The following is a 19096-nucleotide window of genomic DNA, read 5'->3' on the forward strand; positions in this document are numbered from 1 at the left end:
GCCGTCATTGCGAGGAGCCAACGGGTCCGCGCAAAGCGCGGCCCGATGACAGGCTCTGCGACGAAGCAATCCAGACGCACGCGTAGCCCTGGATTGCTTCGCTTCGCTTCGCTCGCAATGACGGCGGAGAGCGCGTCGCTCCGCTCAGATGCTCAGTTCGACCGGTACGTCCTCGGCCTTGACGCCGGCAAGGCCGAGGCCCTTGACGAACCATTCGCGCATCTGGCCGATGCCTCTGTTGTAGTCGATCCACACCGCCAGGAAGTCACGCCAGCGCTTGTCGGACTCGCGGCGGACGCCCATGCTGGAGGGGATCGCGACCGACGGCGACTGCAGGATCTTGTAGGTGCCGAGATTGGGGTTCTTGGCAATCGCGGTGAGGCCGAGGATCAGGGCGTTGACGACGACGTCGACGCGGCCCGAGGCCATCTCCAGCATCACCTCGTCGCGCGACTTCAGCGACTTGATGGTCGCGTTCGGCGCGAACCGCCGCGCCACCGCCTCGTTGGCCGAGCCGACGTCGACGGCGATCTTGATCTCCGGCTTGTTGATATCGGCCCAGGTCTTCGCCTCGATGCCCTTCTTCAGCATGGCGCCGAACGGATGCGGAAACACGGTGCCGCAGAAGTCGATCACCAGCGCGCGCTGCGGCGTCGGGTTGAGCGCGAAGCCGAGATCGATCTTGCCGGCCTGCAAATCGAGCACCGAATTGCCGTAGGTCGATTCGACATATTCGAGCTTCACGTCGAGCAGCTTGGCGATGTCGTTGGCCATCTCGATCGAGAAGCCCGACCAGGTGCCGGAGGCGAGGTCCTTGTTGAAATAGGGCAGCTCGCCCGGCAGCACGGCGATGCGCAGCACCTTGCTGGCGCGAACGCGGTCCAGCGTGTTGTCGCCGGCCGCCTGCGCGGACGCCGGCGTCGTCGTCATGGCGGACGCGAGCGCGGCGCCCGAGCCGATCGCGAGCGCGTAGCGCAGCGCCTCGCGGCGGTCTTCGGAAATGGTCTGATCGTCTGATGGGGTCACAACATCCTCCTGCACCAATCAGCGCGGAGCGTAGCGTTGGCTGTGCGCAGCGGCAACACGTGATGGCAGCCGTCCTACGAAAGCAGTTGCTCATCATAGGAGGTCATGCTGCGCTGCCTCATTCGCGTGCAGAACTGATCACGCCGTGGTCGGTCCCATCAGATGGAAGTGGCTTCGCACGCAGCCGCTCGGCCAAGGGCCGCAGCAGCTGCGGCGCCAGATGAATCGGAAACTGACTCATCGCGAAGTAGAGCCAAGTCGTTCCCGGGATGGCGCCCTCGGTGGCGGCGAGCATCAGTCCCATGTTGCGCAGCGAGACCATCATGCCCAAAGCCATCGCGCGCTCGCGGCCGGCGCGGCGAAACAGCAGCATGGCGATACCCAACAGCAGGAAGAACACGGCGAAGGCGAGCACCGCCAGTCCCAACATGCGGAACGGACTCGTCAAGAGATCGGCAAGGAAGTGCGCCATGATGGCCGACGCAAACACGAACATGATGCAGATGTTGAAGCCGTCGATCGGCGCGCGCTGGCGGCGGATCGCGTCGTGGCCGAAGACGAGGCGGACCGCGACGGCAACGGCCAGCGCGGCGGCGAGGATGCCGGCGAGCTTCAGCCCGAGCGCGGCCGGCGACAGCGCCAGTGTCTGCCCGAGGAACACATAGGCGAACAGCGGAGCGGTGAGCGGCACCAGCGCAGTCGACGTCACCAGCGTGATCAGCACCAGCGTCGCGTCCAGGCCCATCAGCGCGGCGAGCGCCGGCGAGGCCATCATCGGCGAGGCCGTCGCCTGCAGCATCAGCGCGAGGTGCAACTCGGGCGCAGCCACGTCGAGGCCGCTCGCCTGCGCGATGGTGCCGACCGCGAGCGGCACCGCGATCGTGGTCCACGCGGTCGCCGCCAGCACCAGCAGCGGCCGCCGCAGATGCGCGCGCAGCATCGCGACGTCGACACGCATGAACGAGATGCAGAGCAGCAGGAAGATCGCTTCCGTGACGTAGGGGCGCGTCAGCTCGCCAAGCGGCGGCACCGCGATGGCAGCGACCAGCACCAGAACGATGGCGCGTGTGCCCTGGTTGCCGAGCCAGCTCAGGGCCCGCAGGGGAACAGCGAGAGGCCCGGAGGTCGGCATCGAAATTCCAAACGATGTGAATCAAAGAACGCGCGAACCATGCGATGGCCGCGCGTTCCTGCAAAGTCACATCTAATTACCGAGAATGTCGGGGCCGGAGGAGCCGCCGACGCCGGCCGTCACTGCGCGGTCGAGCCGCCCGTCACGATCTTCTCGTTGAGCTTGAAGTCGACCGTCTGCACGGTCTGGTCGATCTCGGGATTGGGCATGCCGATCTGCTGGGCGATCAGCTTGACCAGGAGATCGACGCGCTCGATGAACGGCGCGCCGGCGGCAACCGCCCGCGCCGCCGAGGACGGCTTGAGCAGGCTCTCGGCCGCCTTGGCGTATTTCTCGAACGGCACCTGGTCGCTGGGATCGGCGCCGAGCTTGCGCGCGATCGCATCGACGTGCTCGTAGATCGCCTTGGACTGGGCGAGATTGCCGTGCACGGCGTCGCGGATCGCCTGCGGCTCGCCGCGCGTGATGCAGCGGTAGTTGCCCGTCAGCAGCATCGACCACTTGGCCAGCGGCACGAACAGCGAGTCGAACACCTTCAGCTTGACCGGCACGTCCTGGCCATCGAGCCTGACCGCGTCGATGCCGCGCTCCAACTCGCGCAGCAGCGCGTTGTGCTTGTCGTCGTCGAAGGCGGCCGCCTTGAAGTTGGTCGGCAGGCCGACATGCAGCACGTTCGCGCCTTCCTCCGGCGGACGGAAGGCCTGCGGATCGGGCGAGCACAGCGTCACCAGACCCGGCGTGAAGCGCTCCCAGACCTGCGCATTGGTATAGGCCTCCTCGAGATCGCTGTCGGCCAGCGCCGGGATGCGCTTGAGGTAAGGCAGCGGCGGCATGTTCATGATCGACAGGCACGGCAGCTTGGCCTCGGCGATCTTCACCATCAGCACGCGGATGGTGTGGTTGGTGTATTGCGGCTCCTGCATCGCAAGGCCGACGAGGTCGTAGCGCGTGAGGTCGACGGCGTCGGGCGTGGCGGCGTCGAGCTTGCCGGGCAGGTCGCGCGAGAAGATCGAGCGATGGTTCGGCTCGTCGCGCAGCTTGATGCGGACCTCCGTGCCCTCACGATTGATCAGCTCCGCCGTCTTCTTGCGGCAGACCAGCGTGACGTTGTGGCCGGCCATCAGAAGCTTGGTGCCGAGGAGGGAGCCGTAGGAGGCTCCGAGAATCAGAATGTTGCGTGCCATACCTTGGTGTTCCCCAGAGCTTGGTTTTGCGTTTGCTATTTTTTATTGGCGATCAGCCGCATCGGCAGGCCCGTCTGACACCTCGTGGGCGGACGGAAAGCGGTCACTCGATGCCTTGATCGCTGGCATACCAGAGCCTTCATCCCATGGAATGGCCCGTCTGGCAAGGTGCAGCGCACATTTGCGACGACACCCGTCGCGGGTGGCTGGGTAGGCCATATCCCTGAGCGTGCGGGCTCAGCTCAGCGCCATGTAGCGGCCGGGCTTGTGGTTGATCGCGATGATCACGTTGACGATCACGATGCCCAGGATCGACAGCGCCAGCCGGTTGACAGGGATGACGAAGAACGCGGCGATCATGATCAGGAAGTCGACGGCGAGTTGGAAATAGCCGGCGCGGATCTTCCAGTGCTCCTGCAGATAAAGCGCGAGGATATTGATGCCGCCGAGACCGGTGCGGTGGCGGAATAGCATGAGCAGGCCGGTGCCGGTCAGGCCGGCGCCGATCACGGTGGCATAGATCGGGTTGATCTCCGCGATATCGACCCACGACGTCGTCAGGCGCGAGAACACCGCGACCAGGCCGACGGCGACGAAGGTGCGGATCGTGAACGGCCAGCCCATGCGCCTGACAGCGAGCACGTAGAACGGCAGGTTGAGCAGGAAGAAGCTGATCCCGAAGCCGTAGCCGCTGATGTAGCTCAGCAGCAGCGACAGGCCCGCGGTGCTGCCGACCAGCAGCACCGTCTTGCTGTAGATCAGCATGCCCAGCGACACGAACAGCGTGCCTAGGGTCAGGGCCATCGCATCCTCGTAGAGTTTGTGGCGCTCCTGCTCCGGCACGATCTCGGTCACGGCCATCGGTCCCGCCTGTCGCCGCTCAGATCGACCTGAACAGGCCGGCGACGCGGGTCACGTCCGACAGCTTCAGTCCGGCGACATTGATGCGGCCCGAGGTCGGCATATACACGCCGTGTTTGTCCCGCAAGCTCATCACCTCGGCCGGCGTGAGCGGCAGCAGCGAGAACATGCCCTCCTGCTTGCCGATCGCGAGCGAGTTCGACCAGCGATCACCGAGCGCCGCGGCGAAGGAGCGGCGCAGACTGGCGAGGCGCTCACGCATCGAGTCCAACTCGTTGCTCCAGTCTTCGTAAAGCGCGGGCGTGCCGAGAATGGTCTTCACGATCGCCGAGCCGTGGTCCGGCGGCATCGAATAGCTGGTGCGGGCAATCGCAACGAGATTGGAGCGCGCCGTCTCGGCCGCGGCTTTCGCGGCGGCGACGGCGTAGAGCGCACCGGTGCGCTCGCGATAGAGGCCGAAGGATTTCGAGCAGGATACCGCGACCAGCGCCTCGGGCACCGCCGCGATCAGCGCGCGCAAGCCGGCGACGTCGCCCTCGAGGCCGGCGCCAAACCCCTGATAGGCGGAATCGATTAGCGGCACGAGCCCGCGCGCGGCGATCACGGCGGTGATGCGCGCCCAGTCGTCCGTGCTGAGCGGCGCCCCAGTCGGATTATGGCAGGAGGCGTGCAGCAGGACGGCATCGCCGGGCGCCGCGCGCTGCAGCGCCGCCAGCATGCTGTCGAGCTGCAGGGTTTGCGACGGCACATCGAAATAGGGATACGTCTCGATCTGGAGCCCGACTGCGGCGAAGATGCCGGCGTGGTTGGGCCAGCTCGGCAGGCCAAGCCAGATCTTGCCGGTGCCGGCCTGGCGGATCAGATCGGCGGCGAGCCGCAGCGCGCCGGAGCCGCCGGGCGTCTGGACGCCGGCGGCATACACGGGAGAGCTCTTGCCGCCGACCATCGCCCACAGGAGGTCCAAGAAGGCCTGGTCGCCCTCCGGCGCCACATAGGCTTTGCTGTCCTGGCTCTCCCAGATCAGGCGCTCGGCGGCCTTGACCGCGCGAAAGATCGGCGAATGGCCGGCCTCGTCGCGATAGACGCCGACACCGAGATCGACCTTGTCGGCCCGCGGATCGGCTTTGAATATGCCGATCAGGGCGAGCAGGGGATCATCGGGCTGGCGGGTCAGGCGTTCGAACATCGGGCAGCATTCCTATTGCTTCGGGGGCCGCAGACGGTCATCGCGCGGCGGCCGCGCGGACCCTAGCTTGGTTGCAGCGCAAAATCAGCGAGAATTTCCGCGCTGCATGGCTGCCTGCAGTGAATGCGGAAAGGTGGAGCGGTTGGATCAGCCGCTCCTTGCTCTCGCGAGCGGAGCTCTATGGCGATGGCCGGCGCGCGCCTCTGCGTCAGTCGCGACTTGGCTCGCGACCGGGCTGGGGGTCCTCATTGGCGATCTTGCGGGCTTTCTTGTTGGCAAGCCGAGAGCGCACCTTGCCGACGACCTCACGTCCAGTGGCGCGCTTCCATCGGCGGAGCTCGTCGGCCGTCAAAATGGCCTTGATGACTTGATGTCCATCCAAGCTCGCGAGGCCGTCGGCGACAGCCTCGGCGTTGGCCAGCCATTCGTCGTAGGTGTCGTGCAGATCCGGGCAGATCTGTTTCACCTCGTTCCATTCCTCGCGCTTGAACCAGGCGACGCCCAACACCATGACGTGCTCGACGCTCGCATCGTCCTCGAGCTCCCGGTCTGGTCTCACCAAGTCGCTCATATGCCGGCTGGCCTGTCGAGCTGCTTCAGCCAGGCGCCGATGTCGCGCGCGGCGATATTGGCCTGATCGAGCAGCTTGCCCATGGTGAAGAAGCCGTGGAATTGGCCGGGATGGGTGCGATGAGTCACCGGCACGCCGGCCTCGCGCAGGCGCCGGGCGTAGTCGTCGCCTTCGTCGCGCAGCGGGTCGGCGCCGGCTGTCAGCACATAGGCGGGCGGCAGGCCGGCCAGCGTTTCGGCCTTGGCCGGGGAGGCGCGCCAGTCGTGGATGTCGGCTGTGCTGTTGAGATAGTGGTCGCGAAACCAGCGGATCACCGAATGCGTCAGCAGCACGCTGGTCTCCGGCTCGCTGTGCGAGGGATGGCCCATCGTGAAGTCGGTGGCGGGATAGATCAGGACCTGGCCAGACAGCTTCGGCCCCTTGCCGTCGCGCGCGGACAACGCGACCACGGCGGCGAGATTGCCGCCCGCGGAGTCGCCGCCGACGCTGAGCTTGGAGGCGTCGATGCCGAGCGCCATTGCATTGTCGGCGACCCATCGTGTGGCCGCGAGGCAGTCATCGACCGCGGCGGGAAACTTGTGCTCCGGCGCCAGGCGGTAGTCGATCGAGATCACGATCAGCTCGCCTTCATGCGCCAGAGCACGGCAGGCCACGTCGTGCGACTCCAGATTGCCGATCACCCAGCCGCCGCCGTGAAAGAACACCAGCCCCGGTGCGAGGCCGTTGGTCTGCCGCACCGTCTTTGGCCGATACAGGCGCGCCGGGATTGCGCCGTGCGGGGCAGGGATGCTGAGGTCTTTGACATCAGCCAATTCCGGCGGCTCGGGATTGCTCACGATGCGTGCGGCCAGATAGTAGTCGCGCGCCTCCTGTGGCGTCAGCGTCTCATAGGCCGGACGGCCGGCCTCCTGGAACGCCTTGTAGACGGCTGCGGCATCGGCATCGAGTTGAACGGGCATTGACGAGCGACCTGTGAGTTGGGCGGGTTGATTCGAAAGCTTGTTCAGGCGGCGGTGCGGCCGCCGTCGACGGTGTAGGCTGCGCCGGAGACGTAGCTCGCATCGTCGGAGGCGAGGAAGGCGACGATCGCCGCGACCTCCGAGCCCTGGCCGAGCCGACGCGCAGGCACGCGGTCGACGACCTTGTCGACGGGCACGGCAGCGCCGCTGCGGCCTTCGATGATCGCGCTCAGCATGCGGCTGTCGATCAGTCCGGGACAGATGCAGTTCACGCGCACATTAGTGCCGGTGCATTCCCAAGACGCGCTTTTGGTCAGGCCGATCACGGCGTGCTTGCTGGCGCTGTAGACGGCGATCTGCGGCGAGCCGATCAGGCCGGCGATCGAGGCGGTGTTGATGATCGAGCCGCGGTTCTGCTTCAGCATCACCGGCAGCACGTGCTTGAGGCCGAGGAACACGCCGACGACGTTGACGTCGAGTACGCGGCGGAACGTGTCGAGCGGATAGTCCGTGATCGATTTGATCTCGCCCTCGATACCCGCATTGTTGAAGAACACGTCGATCGTGCCGAAGCGGTCGCAGGCCTTGCGTACGTAGGCGGCAACCTGAGCTTCGTCGGTGACATCGGCGGTGATCGCAAGCGCCTCGGCGCCGACGGGCAGGGCGCTGATGGCCTCGTTCAGGTCCTGCTCGCGCCGGTCGACGGCGACGATGCGGGCGCCGCGTGCCGCCAGCAGCTGCATGGTCGCAGCGCCGATCACCCCGGCCGCCCCGGTGACGACGGCGACCCGGCCGTCGAGGCGGATCGAATCAGCCATGTGTTCCTCCCGTGCGCCGCGGCCTTGTCGCGTGTTGGTTTCACGCTATCTTCTGATCATGCGACTATCTCATTGGATGAACCAGATGGCCACCTCGCGGTGCGCTGGTAAGCCGCCCTTCCCCCGCCGTATTCGGCATGTTAACGGGAGGGCTGATCGAGAGCGGCGGATGGGTCATGACGCGATTTGATTGTCCCGAACCCCGATTCGCCTGATAAAGCCGCGCGAGATGCACCGAACAATCGTCCTGACCGGTATCGCGGCATTCCTGGCCGCCACTTCCCTCGCGCTGGCCGTGCCTGCGCGCGCGCAGATCGGTACCATTTTCTCCGATCCCGTGCCGCGTCCGCCCGGCAACATTCCGCGCCGCGGAGAGCCGATGCCGCCGCCGCCCGACGAGGAGGAGGAGATTCCCGAGCTGCCGCAGGGCCGCGTGCTGCCGGCGCCGACCCGTCCGCCGCCGGGACAGGGCGCTGCCTTGCCCGGGCCGGTCCAGTCGCAGCCGCTGGCGCCGCCGCCGGGAACGACGGTCCTGCCGCAGAACAATCCGCCCGTCGCCGTCGCGCCGCCTGGCCAGCCCGGTGCGGCGCCGGCTCAGCCCGGCCAGCGGCCGGCGCCGCCGCGCGGCGCGCCCCAGAATGCCGCGATCCCGCCGAACGGCGCGGTGCCGCAGACGCCGGCGACCATTCAGCCGGGCGACGAGGTCGTGACCGAACCGCCGGCGCAGAAGATCGTGAACAAGAAGGCGAGCTTCTCCGGCCTCGACAAGATCACCGGCCGGATCATCAATTTCGACGAGGAGATCGGCGAGACCGTGCAATTCGGCGCGCTCCGGGTGAAGACCGACGCCTGTTACACACGGCCGGCCACCGAGGCGGCCAATACCGATGCCTTCGTTCAGGTCGACGAGATCACGCTGCAGGGCGAGGTGAAGCGGATTTTCTCGGGCTGGATGTTTGCGGCGAGTCCCGGCCTGCACGGCGTCGAGCATCCGATCTACGACATCTGGCTGGTCGACTGCAAAGAGCCGCAGAATACGGTCGTGAGCGCCGCGCCCGATCAGAAGCCGGCTGCTCAGCCGCAGCCCGCGCAGAAACGGCCGCCGCAGCAGAGGCAGGCAGCGCCGCGCCCACCGGGGCCGCCGCAGCAATACCAGACCCAGCAGGTGCCGCCGCCACCGCCGCCCCCACAGGCCGGTGGGCCGTTCGGCGGCGTGTTCCGGTAAAGATGCTCAGCCGCGCTCGGCGATGATGCCGAGCGCCTCGGCACCGCTGATCGGCCGGTCGACCGGAAGCCGGACGAAGTTCGCAGGCTGTCCGGTGATCGCCTTTTCGAGCAGCACCGTATAGCGCCGGCGCGGGATCTCGACCGCGCCGAAGGTCTTGAGATGCTCGGTGACGTATTGGGTGTCGAGCAGCTCGAAGCCGCCCGCGATCAGCCGGGCCACCAGATGCACCAGCGCCACCTTCGAGGCGTCACGGGTGCGGTGGAACATGCTCTCGCCGAAGAACGCGCGTCCCAGGCTGACGCCATAGAGCCCGCCGACCAGCTCCCCCTGCTGCCAGCACTCGACGCTGTGGCAATGGCCCATCGCGTAGAGCCCGCTGTAGAGCTCGCGGATGCGCCGGTTGATCCAGGTGTCCTCGCGGCCGGGCTGCGGCTCGGCGCAGCCATCCATCACGGCCTTGAAGGCCTGGTTGACGGTTACCGTAAAGGCGTCCGACCGCACCGTGCGTGCCAGCCGCGACGCCACGCGAAAACCCTCGAGCGGGATGACGCCGCGCAGCTCCGGCTCGACCCAGAACAGGGAGGGGTCGTCGGCGCTTTCGGCCATCGGGAAGATGCCGCAGGCATAGGCACGCAGCAGAACCTCGGGCGTGATCTCGGACGATGCGGAGTCGCGCGAATTCATGCGATCAGTCTAGCAGGATGCGGGCCCGCGCGCGATGGGTCCGGCCCGCCGTTCCCAATCAGCCCACAGCGGCAGCGGCGGGCTTCGGAACATCCTTGTTGAGACGGAAGCGGACCACGATCTTGGTGCCGTCATGGCTCGGGTCCGGCTCGACCGTTGCATCGAGCTTGGTGGCCATCGCGCTGACGATGCGCTGGCCCATGCCGGTCGAGCGGGGATCGCTGGTCGCGTTCAGGCCGACGCCATTGTCGGCGATCGACAGCACGATGTCGTTGCCCTGGAGCTTCAGCTCGACATGGATCGGGCCGGGGCCGTCGGGGTAGGCGTATTTGACGGCGTTCATCACCAGCTCGTTGACGACGATGCCGATCGCGACCGCGCGGTCGGGGTCGATTTCCACCGGCTCGGCCTTCAGGGTCAGCCGCGACATCCGATTGCCCTCGGCGGAGCGGCGGAGGTCGTCGAGCAGCGAGTCCAGGTACTGGTTGAGCATCACGCTCTTGAGGTCCTGCGACGTGTAGAGCCGGCGGTGCACCTGGGCCACGGCGGCGACACGGCCCATCGCGTTGGTGAGCGCCGCCTTGACGTCGTCCTGCGTGCTCGAATTGGCCTGCAGATGCAGCAGCGAGGCGATGATCTGCAGCGAGTTGCCGACGCGGTGATTGACCTCGCGCAGCAGCACCTCGCGCTCGGCCGCCAGCGCCGCGAAGCGGTCGCGCGAGGCGCGCACTTCGGCCTCGGCCTCGTCGCGCGCCCGCTGCAGCCGCGCCTGGCGCAGCGCGCCCTCGGCGGCGACCTGCAGCAGCGGGATGAACTCGCCTTGCACGTCCTTGACGAGATAGTCGGCGGCACCCGCCTTGAGTGCGGTGACCGCGATCTTGGAATCCTGGGAGGCGGTGACGAACACCACCGGCGGCGGATCGGGCATCGCCATGATGCGCTCCAGCGTCTCCAGCCCGTCGAGCCCCGGCATGTGCTGGTCGAGCGCGACCACGTCGATGCCGCCGCGCTTCAGCCGCTCGAGGCCCGCGCTGCCATCCGGCGCGTGCTCAACCGCCACGCCGAGCCGCTTCAGCCCGCGCTCGACCAGCCGCGCCAGCGCTGCGTCGTCCTCGATGTAGAGCAGCGTGGGGGCGGAGGAGGTCATGCGGCGGGCGGAACCTGGATGACTGAGAAGAACAGGCCGAGCTGGCGAATGGCGTTGGCGAAGCTCTCGTAGTTCACGGGCTTGGTGATGTAGACGTTGCAGCCGAGCTCGTAGCAGCGCTTGATCTCCTGAGAGTCGTCCGTGGTGGTCAGGATCACCACCGGGGCGCTCTTCAGGTAGCTGTTCTGCTTGACCATCTTGAGGATGTCGATGCCGGTCATGTCCGGCAGGTTCAGGTCGAGCAGGATGAGCAGGGCATGGCCCTTGTGATCAAGGCCGCTGCCGTCAGCGCCCAACAGATATTTCACCGCGTCTGTACCGTTGGTGAACGGCTTGATCTCGTTGTTGACGCCGGAACGGCGGATGTTCCGCTCGATCAGCCGGGCGTGGCCTTCGTCGTCCTCGATCATGATGATGGTCACGGGCATGGTCATCGGTCTGAGTTCCGGTTTGAGACGTTCCAGTTGATCGGGAGCGTTATCGTGAACGTGCTGCCCTGGTCGAGCTCCGACGCGACCGACATGGTTCCACCGAGCCGGCGCACCAGGGCGCGCACATGCGCCAACCCGATCCCCTGACCCGGACGGTCCTGGGTCCCGGCGCGGCGGAACAGATCAAAGATACGCTGGTGATCCCTGGGATCAATCCCCCGGCCGTTATCTGCGACCTCGAAGATCGCGAAACCGAGCTTGGTCCGGGCGCGGATCCTGATGTCGCCAGGGACCCCGGGCTTCATGTATTTGATCGCGTTGTCGATCAGATTCGAGAAGATCTGTTCCAGCGCCAGGCGGTCGCTGACAATAGCGGGCAGGGGCTCGACGCGGATCGTCGTGTGGGCCTCGTCCGCCTGATGCGCCAGGGTCGACACGATCTGCTCGATCAGCTCGCGGGTGTCGATGCGGACCGGGACGAACTCGCGGCGGCCCTCGCGGGTCAGATTGAGAATGGCGCTGATCAGCCGGTCCATCTTGGCGATCGAGGACTTGATGAAGCCGAGCGCCTCGGAGAAGTCCTCCGACAGCTGCTTGTCGGCCCCTTCGAGCTCCGGCTCGGCGCCTTCGGCTGGCGGCGGCGCGGCCGAGACGGCGCGCGCCAGGCTCGCGATGCGCCGGAAGATGTCGTTGCGCAGCTCCTCCAGCTCGCTGGTGAAGCCCATGATGTTGACGAGCGGCGAGCGCAGGTCATGGCTGACGATATAGGCGAAGCGCTGGATCTCCTCATTGGCTTCGCGCAAATCGGCGGTGCGCTCGTCGACGGTCGTTTCCAGGTTGAGGTTGCTCTCGCGCAGCTGCGCCTCGGCGTCGTCGCGCGCCCGCGTCGAGCGGCGCACCAGCAGCACCGAGATGATGGCGAGCACCACGACGAGCGCAGAGCCGGTGATCGTGACGATGGCCGCCAATTGCTGGCTGGCATCGGCATTGGCGGTCCGCAGCGCCAGCAGGCGCTCCTCCTCGAGACGCATCGCCTCGGCGGTCTCGCGCATGGTCTTGCTGCTGGTGGTCGAGCCTGCGTCGCGGACAAGGGCGATCGCGGCGGCGAGATCGCCGCGGGCGACCAGCAGCTTCTCGCGGTCGAACTGCGACAGCCGGGTCTCGATCACGCTGCGCAACTGAGCGAGATTCCCGATCTGGGTGGGATTGTCCGCAACCAGCGTGTTGAGCTTGTCGAGCACCGGCCGGATGGCCGCGACGGCAAGCTCGTGGTCGTTGAGGAATTCCTGCTCCTGGGTGAGAAGGTAGGCGCGGGCAGCGCTTTCGGCGCGGCGCACTTCGAGCAGCACGGCGTTGATCTGGTTCTCGGCCTCGACGGTGTGCACCACCCAGGCGCTGTCGCTGCGGGCCTTGTTGACCAGCAGAACCGACGCCGTGCTGACGACGACCAGCACCAGAAATCCCGCTGACAACAGCAGGACCTGACCCAGTGTGCGCCTTCGTCTCACCTCAGGCGCCACCGCACGCTCGCACGTCTTTGATAATCATTGCCCCCTGGCGGAACCGCGCCGACCGAGCAAAACGCGGCTGCGCCCGGATGGTTCCGCCTGACTGACGATTTTCTGAACGAAGCCGCTCAGTCCGTCTTCTGGCCGGCCAGATACTGCTCGAGCCAGTGGATGTGATAGTCGCCGTCGATGATCGCGGGCTCTCGGACCAGCGCCCTGAACAGCGGCAGCGTGGTCTCGATGCCATCGACCACCATCTCGTCCAGCGCCCGCCGCAGCCGCATCAGGCACTCGACCCGGCTCTTGCCGTGCACGATCAGCTTGCCGACCAGCGAGTCGTAATAAGGCGGGATGACATAGCCCTGGTAGACGGCGGAATCGATGCGGACGCCGAGGCCGCCGGGCGGGTGGTACTGCTGGATCTTGCCGGGCGACGGCCGGAAGCTGACCGGATTCTCGGCGTTCACGCGGCACTCGATCGAGTGGCCGTTGATGACCACTTGGTCCTGGCTCATCGGCAGGTCGCCGCCGGCGGCGATGCGGATCTGCTCCAGCACGAGGTCGATCCCGGTGATCATCTCGGTGACGGGATGCTCGACCTGGATGCGGGTGTTCATTTCGATGAAATAGAACTCGCCGTCCTCGTAGAGGAATTCGATGGTGCCGACGCCGATATATTTCAGCTCCTGCATCGCCTTGGCGACGGTATTGCCGATCTTCGCGCGCGCCGCCGCGTCGAGCACCGGGGAGGGGCCTTCCTCCCAGACCTTCTGGTGGCGGCGCTGCAGCGAGCAGTCGCGCTCGCCGAGATGGATGGCGCCGCCGCGGCCGTCGCCGAGCACCTGGATCTCGATGTGACGGGGCTTCTGCAGATATTTCTCGAGATAGACCGAGGCATCGCCGAATGCCGACTTCGCCTCGTTGGCCGCGGTGGTCAGCGCGAGCTGCAGGTCAGCCTCGGTGTGCGCGACCTTCATGCCGCGCCCGCCGCCGCCGGCGGCGGCCTTGACCAGCACCGGGAAACCGATCTCCTTGGCGATCGCCAGCGCGTCCTGGTCGGGCGTCACGGCGCCGTCGGAGCCGGGCACGACGGGAATGCCGAGGCGCTTGGCGGTCTTCTTGGCCTCGATCTTGTCGCCCATCAGGCGGATGTGCTCGGCCTTCGGTCCAATGAAATGCAGATTGTGCTCACCGAGAATCTCGGCGAAGCGCGCATTCTCCGACAGGAATCCATAGCCGGGATGCACCGCGTCGGCGCCGGTGATCTCGCAAGCCGCGAGCAACGCGGGAATGTTGAGATAGCTGTCCTTCGATTGCGGCGGTCCGATGCACACGCTCTCGTCGGCCAGACGCACATGCATCGCGTCGGCGTCGGCGGTGGAATGCACCGCCACCGTGGAGATGCCGAGCTCCTTGCAGGCCCGGAGGATGCGAAGGGCGATTTCGCCACGGTTGGCGATGAGGATCTTGTCGAACATGGCGTCCTACGAAGCGAATGGCGAATAGTGAGTAGCGAATAGGGAATGGCTAGCTACTCGCTATTCGCCATTCGCAATTCGCGCTTATTCAATGATCACGAGCGGCTCGCCGAACTCCACCGGCTGGCCGTCCTCGACCAGGATCTGCGTCACCGTGCCGGCGCGCGGCGACGGGATCTGGTTCATCGTCTTCATCGCCTCGATGATCATCAGGGTCTGGCCGACCGAGACCTTGGAGCCGACTTCGACGAACGGCTTGGCACCGGGCTCGGGCGCCCAATAGGCGGTGCCGACCATCGGCGAGGGCACGACGCCCGGATGCTTGGACAGATCGGCGCCGGCAGCGGCCGCCGCGGCTGCGGCGACCACTGGAACCGCGGATGCCCCCACCGGGACGCCCGACGGCATCGCGGCGGCAATCGTGACATTGCGGGCGACGCGGATGCGCAGGCCGGCCCGTTCCAGCTCGATCTCGGTCAGGCTGGTTTCATCCAGCAGCGCGGCCAATTCGCGAATGAGCTGGCTGTCTTCAGACTTGGCCGTGGTCTTGTCGTCGGGCTGAGGCGCCATGATCGTGATCCAGAAACGTTGGGTGAGAGGACGTCAGGCTTGCGCCGAGAGGTCGGTCTGTAGGGCGGCCTTCGCTCCAAGCTTTGCAGCAAGGCCGGTGATGGCGAGTCGGTAGCCGTCGACCCCAAAGCCAGAAATTGACGCAAACGCGGCTTTGGCGGTGAAAGTGTGGTGCCGGAAGCTGTCGCGGCCACGAGTGTTGCCGATCCGCACCTCGACCATGGGGATGTTGCTGTGCACCAGCGCATCCTGCAGGGCGGCTGAGGTACGCGAGTATGTGCCGGCATTCAGGACAATGCCTGCGACGTCCCCAGCGCTGGCCTCATGGATCGACTGCATCAGCCCGTCTTCGTGGTTCGACTGCCGGTAGAGGCTAGTCAGCCCGAAACGGGCCGCCGTCTCCGCGCACAGACGCTCGACATCGGCCAGCGTGGTCGGGCCGGAGGTCTGCGGCTCGCACGTGCCCGGCAGATCGAGGCTGGGTCCATGGAGCACATAGATCGTCTTGTTTGCGTCTTCGGCCATTCCCATTCCGGCGGTGTGGCGGCGGTGGGCGGCGTTATAGGTAACAAAGCCGTCCAGGGGAAGCCTTTCAGCGCCGCTTATGGGGGATAGGACGGCTTGTCCGTCACACGAAAAACCCTGGCCAAGTCTTGGACAAGTCTCGGAAATAGCTCGTTAACCACCACCGCCGGCGTGTTGCACGCGCTGCGTGTGATCGGGCAGCAGAAAGGGGCGGGCATTGCTGCCCGCCCCTGGTCCCGTCACCTGCCTGGTCGGGGATCAGGTGTCGAGAACTGCGACGATCTCGTAGGTCTGAGGATCGATCACCACGATCTGCTCACGAACCAGGATGAAGTCATATCCGCGCCATTCCGGATAAACCGTCACGACCTCGGTCGGGAGCGGGTGGAAGTGGACCTCGCGCGGCACCCGGGTGCCGACCGAGATGTTGAAGTTGACGTTGGTCACCGGCTCGACGCGCTGGCTGCGGATCACGCTGGTGATCTTGGTCCGTTGCTCGGTGGTCAGCTTGGCGCTGGCGCCCGCCTGTCCGGTGGTGGTCTGCGAGCGATCGCCGCCGGTCTTGGTTTCGGCGTTGGTGCTGGTGCCCGTCTTGCTGTCGCGGCCCTCGGCCTTCATGTTGTTGTCGCGGCCCTCGCGACCTTCGGCCTTCATGTTCTTGCTGCCGCTCTTGTCGGTCTCGGAGCTCGCGCCCTTGGTGTTCGGCCCCTTCATGCCGTCCTCGGCGTGCTGGCCCTTGGCCGCGGTGCCCGGCTTCTGCTCCGACTGGCTGGAGCGCATGTCCGACGCGCCGCCGGCTGAAGGCGAGGCGCTGTCGCGATGCATCGTGCCGCCGGGGGCATTCATGCCACCGCTCGATGCGCCGCCAGCAGCACCACCGGTCGCACCGCCCTGCATGGCCGCGCCGCCGGACTGACCGCCCGCGCCGCCTGCACCGCCGGCGCCCTGCGCATGAGCAAAACTCGCACCCGCCAGGAGCGCGATTGCAGCAACTGATACCATCAACCGATTAGTCATCCTCGATCCTCCTCGTATTGGCACTGCCCGCGCCGACAACGGCAGGAGGTTGGAGTCGTTCCGCACCGCTCCGATCGTTCCGAAAAAATGTCGCAGATCGCAACTTTATGAACGGACGCTCAGAGTCATGAATGCAGCATGACGACGAGCAGGCGCGATGCGGGATCGTGTTCCAGCAGACTACACGGCCGCCGTGTGGCGCTCTCGTGCGTAGCGGACCAGTGCGAGAAAACGATACAGGCCGTGCACGAACTTCCCATACGGCATGGTGATGAAGAGCGCGAACACCGCGCCAAGATGCAGCGCCAGCAAGGGGCCCATCGCGCGCGTCTCGCGAAACATGAGGAGGCCAAGCCCGGTGACGCCGGTCAGAACCAGCATCGCCAGGAATGCGACGTCCATGCCGCGGCTGCCGTCATCCATCATCGCCGGCTCGCGCTTGCGTTTCGCAGCGTAGAGCCCGAGCGGACCGATCACGATGCCGAGGCCGCCGAGCGTGCCGAGCACCACCGGCAGGTCCCAGAGCGGGTAGGGGGCCTCGCGATGCAAGACGTAGTGATACAGCGTCGCGACGCTGGTGGAGGCAAAGCAGAGCAGGAAGCCGTAGAAGGTGAGGTGATGATAGAAGCGCCTGTTGTCATCAGGCTTCTCATCCTCGTTGTAGCAGCCGACACCGCCGCCATCGAGATAGCGCAGGCTGCCGGCGTCGCGTACGGCACGTAGGAATGAACGCGGTTGAGTGAGCGTCCCCTGCGGTTCGCCGATATCGGTCCAGAAGGCGCTGATACCCTTGATGAAGGCAATCATCGCCCACAGGAACGCCGCGCCGAACACCAGCGCCATCATGTTGTGCGGCATCAGCGCATAGAAGGATCCGGGGCCGTGCCGGCTTTCCAGCAACGCGGCGGGATCGTTGAACGCGACGAAGCCGAGGATGAAGACGGCGATGCTCAGCACGGCGGTGAGCGCAATCGCCAATCCGTTGCGCTTGAACATCGGGGCGAGCGCGCGCGGCCAGGCGTAGTCGGCGTAGCTCTCGTGCCGGACCCGCGCCAACACGGCGGGGACGCGGACGTCGAACTCGTGCGGCGGCGAGAACTGGCAATCGACATAGCAGGCGCCGCAGGAATGGCAGAGATTGGCGAGGTAGTTGAGATCGCCTGACGAGAAGGCGCGGCGCATCTCCATCGCTGGAAACACCGCGCAGAGGCCCTCGCAATAGCGGCAGGAATTGCAGATCGTCATCAGCCGATCCGCCTCGGTCAACGCCTCACTGCGCTGCATGTCGTGCTGCTCCCTGGCCTGCGATGCGGCCGAACACGCTCCCGATGGTCATGCCGATGCCGGCGGCATAGCCGCGTCCCAGCACGTTGCCGGCCATGATCTCGCCGGCCGCATACATGTTCTCGGCGGGTCCGCCGGCCTTCATCATCATTCGTGCCTCGTGATCGACCCTGACGCCGAGATAGGTGAAGGTGATGCCGGGCCTGACGGGATAGGCGGAGTAGGGGCCGGTCTCGATGCGCCGCGCCCAATGCGACTTCGGAGGCGTCAGGTTCTCGGTGTGGCAATCGTCGAGAATGTCCGGGTTGAAGCTGCCGTCGCGCACGGCGGCATTGAACTCCGCGACGGTGGCCGACAGCGCCTCGGGATCGAGGTCGAGCTTTCCCGCGAGCGCGGCGATGCTGTCGGCCTGGATCGCCGGGTAGAGCGAGGGCATGAACAGATTGGCCGATTTGGCGTCGAAGATGATGTAGGCGATCTGATCGGGCTGCGCGGCGACGAGCCGGCCCCAGATGGCGTAGCGCTTCGGCCAGACGTCCTCGCCCTCGTCGTAGAAGCGCTTGGCGTGCTTGTTGACGACGATGCCGAACACGACGCAGTCGAGCCGGGTGATGATGCCGCCATCGTATTTCGGCGCCCGCGCATCGATCGCCACCGCATGGCACTGGGTCGGATCACCAATGCTGTCGACGCCGGCGCCAAGCAGCAGGTCGAGCACGGTGCCGCGATTGTTGGGCGTGCCGCGGATCAGGAAGTTGCGCGCGATCTCGCCCCAGCCTTCCACCAGCTTCTCGATGTTGGATTCGAATCCGCCGGCTGCTGCGACCAGCGCTTTGCCGCGGATGCGTGTTCTGCCGTCAGCCTCCCGAACGATGGCGGCGCGGAAGCGGTCGTCGTCGATCTCCAGTCCGACCACTTCGGCCTCATATCGGACGTCGACGCCAAGGCGCTCGGCGGTCAGATAGAGCGCGTTGAGCATGGCGCGGCCGCCGCCGAGGAAGAACGAATTGGTCCGCCCCAGGCTCAGCGTACCGCCCAGGGAGGGCTGGAAGCGCACGCCCTGTTCGACGATCCAGTCCAGCATCTCCTTGGACTGCCGGATCATCATCCGCGCCAGCTGCTCGTTGGTCTGGCCTTCGGTGACGCGCAGCAGGTCGTCCCAGAACTCGTCCTCGGTGTAGGGCCCGCTCAGGGTCGCGGTCGCCGCGTCGTGGGCGCAGCGCATGTTGCGGGTGTGGCGCGTATTGCCGCCGCGATAGAACTTGGAGGCAGCTTCCAGGACGATCACGGATGCGCCAGCGCGGCGCGCCGCGATGGCGGCGCACAGGGCCGCGTTGCCGCCGCCGACGACCACGACGTCGTAGGGCTCGGGATGGTCGGCGATGTCGCCGTCGGTCGTCATGACGCGATCTCTCCGGACACAGGCATGGCGGCACCAGGAAACCTTCGGCGCGCCGCTGAAGATCGTATACTATTGTATACAAAAA

19 protein-coding genes are annotated in these 19096 nt (G+C 66.3%); 1 reads left to right on the forward strand and 18 read right to left on the reverse strand.

What is annotated here, in order from left to right:
- Positions 1–144 precede the first annotated feature (144 nt).
- The 8 genes from NLR35_RS20805 to NLR35_RS20840 all read right to left on the reverse strand — a co-directional run bounded on the left by NLR35_RS20805 (position 145) and on the right by NLR35_RS20840 (position 7737).
- Entirely contained in the window at positions 145–1026 is an 882-nt protein-coding gene (locus NLR35_RS20805; RefSeq protein WP_257168388.1) for a transporter substrate-binding domain-containing protein, read from the reverse strand.
- A gap of 118 nt (positions 1027–1144) precedes the next feature.
- Positions 1145–2158, reverse strand: coding sequence for a Na+-dependent transporter (locus tag NLR35_RS20810; protein ID WP_257168389.1), 1014 nt, complete (start codon positions 2156–2158; stop codon positions 1145–1147).
- Between the two features lie 119 nt (positions 2159–2277).
- Positions 2278–3342, reverse strand: a complete 1065-nt coding sequence (locus NLR35_RS20815) for a ketopantoate reductase family protein (RefSeq protein ID WP_257168390.1) — start codon at positions 3340–3342, stop codon at positions 2278–2280.
- A 237-nt stretch (positions 3343–3579) separates the two neighbouring features.
- Positions 3580–4197, reverse strand: a complete 618-nt coding sequence (locus tag NLR35_RS20820) for a YitT family protein (protein WP_257168454.1) — start codon at positions 4195–4197, stop codon at positions 3580–3582.
- Between the two features lie 25 nt (positions 4198–4222).
- Positions 4223–5389, reverse strand: a complete 1167-nt coding sequence (locus NLR35_RS20825) for an amino acid aminotransferase (RefSeq protein WP_257168391.1) — start codon at positions 5387–5389, stop codon at positions 4223–4225.
- Between the two features lie 208 nt (positions 5390–5597).
- Positions 5598–5948 carry a hypothetical protein gene (locus NLR35_RS20830; protein WP_257168392.1) on the reverse strand — a complete coding sequence of 117 codons (351 nt, stop codon included), beginning with the start codon at positions 5946–5948 and terminating at the stop codon, positions 5598–5600.
- A gap of 8 nt (positions 5949–5956) precedes the next feature.
- Positions 5957–6919 carry an alpha/beta hydrolase gene (locus NLR35_RS20835; protein ID WP_257168393.1) on the reverse strand — a complete coding sequence of 321 codons (963 nt, stop codon included), beginning with the start codon at positions 6917–6919 and terminating at the stop codon, positions 5957–5959.
- A gap of 44 nt (positions 6920–6963) precedes the next feature.
- Positions 6964–7737, reverse strand: coding sequence for an SDR family NAD(P)-dependent oxidoreductase (locus NLR35_RS20840; protein WP_257168394.1), 774 nt, complete (start codon positions 7735–7737; stop codon positions 6964–6966).
- A 229-nt stretch (positions 7738–7966) separates the two neighbouring features.
- On the opposite strand from NLR35_RS20840, the gene NLR35_RS20845 reads away from it, so the two are divergent.
- Positions 7967–8962 carry a DUF2155 domain-containing protein gene (locus NLR35_RS20845; RefSeq protein ID WP_257168395.1) on the forward strand — a complete coding sequence of 332 codons (996 nt, stop codon included), beginning with the start codon at positions 7967–7969 and terminating at the stop codon, positions 8960–8962.
- Between the two features lie 6 nt (positions 8963–8968).
- Here NLR35_RS20845 and aat read toward each other — a convergent pair whose 3' ends face one another.
- The 10 genes from aat to tcuA form a co-directional block, all read right to left on the reverse strand.
- Positions 8969–9649 (reverse strand): leucyl/phenylalanyl-tRNA--protein transferase, encoded by a 681-nt coding sequence (gene aat / locus NLR35_RS20850; RefSeq protein WP_257168396.1) that lies wholly within the window; start codon positions 9647–9649, stop codon positions 8969–8971.
- 58 nt (positions 9650–9707) lie between these two features.
- Entirely contained in the window at positions 9708–10796 is a 1089-nt protein-coding gene (locus NLR35_RS20855) for a sensor histidine kinase (protein ID WP_257168397.1), read from the reverse strand.
- Positions 10793–11230: a response regulator gene (locus NLR35_RS20860; protein WP_006614865.1), complete on the reverse strand. Its 438-nt coding sequence runs from the start codon at positions 11228–11230 to the stop codon at positions 10793–10795. The genes NLR35_RS20855 and NLR35_RS20860 overlap by 4 nt, the downstream gene beginning before the upstream one ends.
- The gene (locus NLR35_RS20865; protein WP_257168398.1) at positions 11227–12747 is read right to left on the reverse strand and encodes a CHASE3 domain-containing protein; all 1521 of its coding nucleotides are present in this window, start codon (positions 12745–12747) and stop codon (positions 11227–11229) included. The genes NLR35_RS20860 and NLR35_RS20865 overlap by 4 nt, the downstream gene beginning before the upstream one ends.
- Before the next feature lie 116 nt (positions 12748–12863).
- On the reverse strand, positions 12864–14213 hold the full coding sequence (gene accC / locus NLR35_RS20870) for an acetyl-CoA carboxylase biotin carboxylase subunit (protein ID WP_257168399.1): 1350 nt from the start codon (positions 14211–14213) through the stop codon (positions 12864–12866).
- 84 nt (positions 14214–14297) lie between these two features.
- Positions 14298–14783: an acetyl-CoA carboxylase biotin carboxyl carrier protein gene (gene accB, locus NLR35_RS20875; protein WP_257168400.1), complete on the reverse strand. Its 486-nt coding sequence runs from the start codon at positions 14781–14783 to the stop codon at positions 14298–14300.
- Positions 14784–14816: 33 nt separating this feature from the next.
- The gene (locus NLR35_RS20880; protein ID WP_374940839.1) at positions 14817–15314 is read right to left on the reverse strand and encodes a type II 3-dehydroquinate dehydratase; all 498 of its coding nucleotides are present in this window, start codon (positions 15312–15314) and stop codon (positions 14817–14819) included.
- A 252-nt stretch (positions 15315–15566) separates the two neighbouring features.
- Complete coding sequence (locus NLR35_RS20885; RefSeq protein WP_257168402.1) at positions 15567–16325, reverse strand: DUF1236 domain-containing protein; 759 nt, start codon at positions 16323–16325, stop codon at positions 15567–15569.
- A gap of 180 nt (positions 16326–16505) precedes the next feature.
- Positions 16506–17609: a tricarballylate utilization 4Fe-4S protein TcuB gene (tcuB, locus tag NLR35_RS20890; RefSeq protein WP_257168403.1), complete on the reverse strand. Its 1104-nt coding sequence runs from the start codon at positions 17607–17609 to the stop codon at positions 16506–16508.
- Entirely contained in the window at positions 17596–19011 is a 1416-nt protein-coding gene (tcuA, locus tag NLR35_RS20895) for an FAD-dependent tricarballylate dehydrogenase TcuA (RefSeq protein ID WP_257168404.1), read from the reverse strand. Before tcuA ends, tcuB begins: the two co-directional genes overlap by 14 nt.
- Positions 19012–19096: the final 85 nt, after the last annotated feature.

Origin of the sequence: Bradyrhizobium sp. SRS-191 (assembly GCF_024586915.1) — a bacterium.
Taxonomy (GTDB): domain Bacteria; phylum Pseudomonadota; class Alphaproteobacteria; order Rhizobiales; family Xanthobacteraceae; genus Bradyrhizobium.

Bases quoted from the DNA above. Each gene is read 5' to 3' on its own strand.
- NLR35_RS20810 (WP_257168389.1), bottom strand. From the start codon at position 2,158: ATGCCGACCTCCGGGCCTCTCGCTGTTCCCCTGCGGGCCCTGAGCTGG.
- NLR35_RS20815 (WP_257168390.1), bottom strand. From the start codon at position 3,342: ATGGCACGCAACATTCTGATTCTCGGAGCCTCCTACGGCTCCCTCCTC.
- NLR35_RS20825 (WP_257168391.1), bottom strand. From the start codon at position 5,389: ATGTTCGAACGCCTGACCCGCCAGCCCGATGATCCCCTGCTCGCCCTG.
- NLR35_RS20835 (WP_257168393.1), bottom strand. From the start codon at position 6,919: ATGCCCGTTCAACTCGATGCCGATGCCGCAGCCGTCTACAAGGCGTTC.
- NLR35_RS20840 (WP_257168394.1), bottom strand. From the start codon at position 7,737: ATGGCTGATTCGATCCGCCTCGACGGCCGGGTCGCCGTCGTCACCGGG.
- NLR35_RS20845 (WP_257168395.1), top strand. From the start codon at position 7,967: ATGCACCGAACAATCGTCCTGACCGGTATCGCGGCATTCCTGGCCGCC.
- aat (WP_257168396.1), bottom strand. From the start codon at position 9,649: ATGAATTCGCGCGACTCCGCATCGTCCGAGATCACGCCCGAGGTTCTG.
- NLR35_RS20855 (WP_257168397.1), bottom strand. From the start codon at position 10,796: ATGACCTCCTCCGCCCCCACGCTGCTCTACATCGAGGACGACGCAGCG.
- NLR35_RS20860 (WP_006614865.1), bottom strand. From the start codon at position 11,230: ATGACCATGCCCGTGACCATCATCATGATCGAGGACGACGAAGGCCAC.
- accC (WP_257168399.1), bottom strand. From the start codon at position 14,213: ATGTTCGACAAGATCCTCATCGCCAACCGTGGCGAAATCGCCCTTCGC.
- accB (WP_257168400.1), bottom strand. From the start codon at position 14,783: ATGGCGCCTCAGCCCGACGACAAGACCACGGCCAAGTCTGAAGACAGC.
- NLR35_RS20880 (WP_374940839.1), bottom strand. From the start codon at position 15,314: ATGGGAATGGCCGAAGACGCAAACAAGACGATCTATGTGCTCCATGGA.
- NLR35_RS20885 (WP_257168402.1), bottom strand. From the start codon at position 16,325: ATGACTAATCGGTTGATGGTATCAGTTGCTGCAATCGCGCTCCTGGCG.
- tcuB (WP_257168403.1), bottom strand. From the start codon at position 17,609: ATGCAGCGCAGTGAGGCGTTGACCGAGGCGGATCGGCTGATGACGATC.
- tcuA (WP_257168404.1), bottom strand. From the start codon at position 19,011: ATGACGACCGACGGCGACATCGCCGACCATCCCGAGCCCTACGACGTC.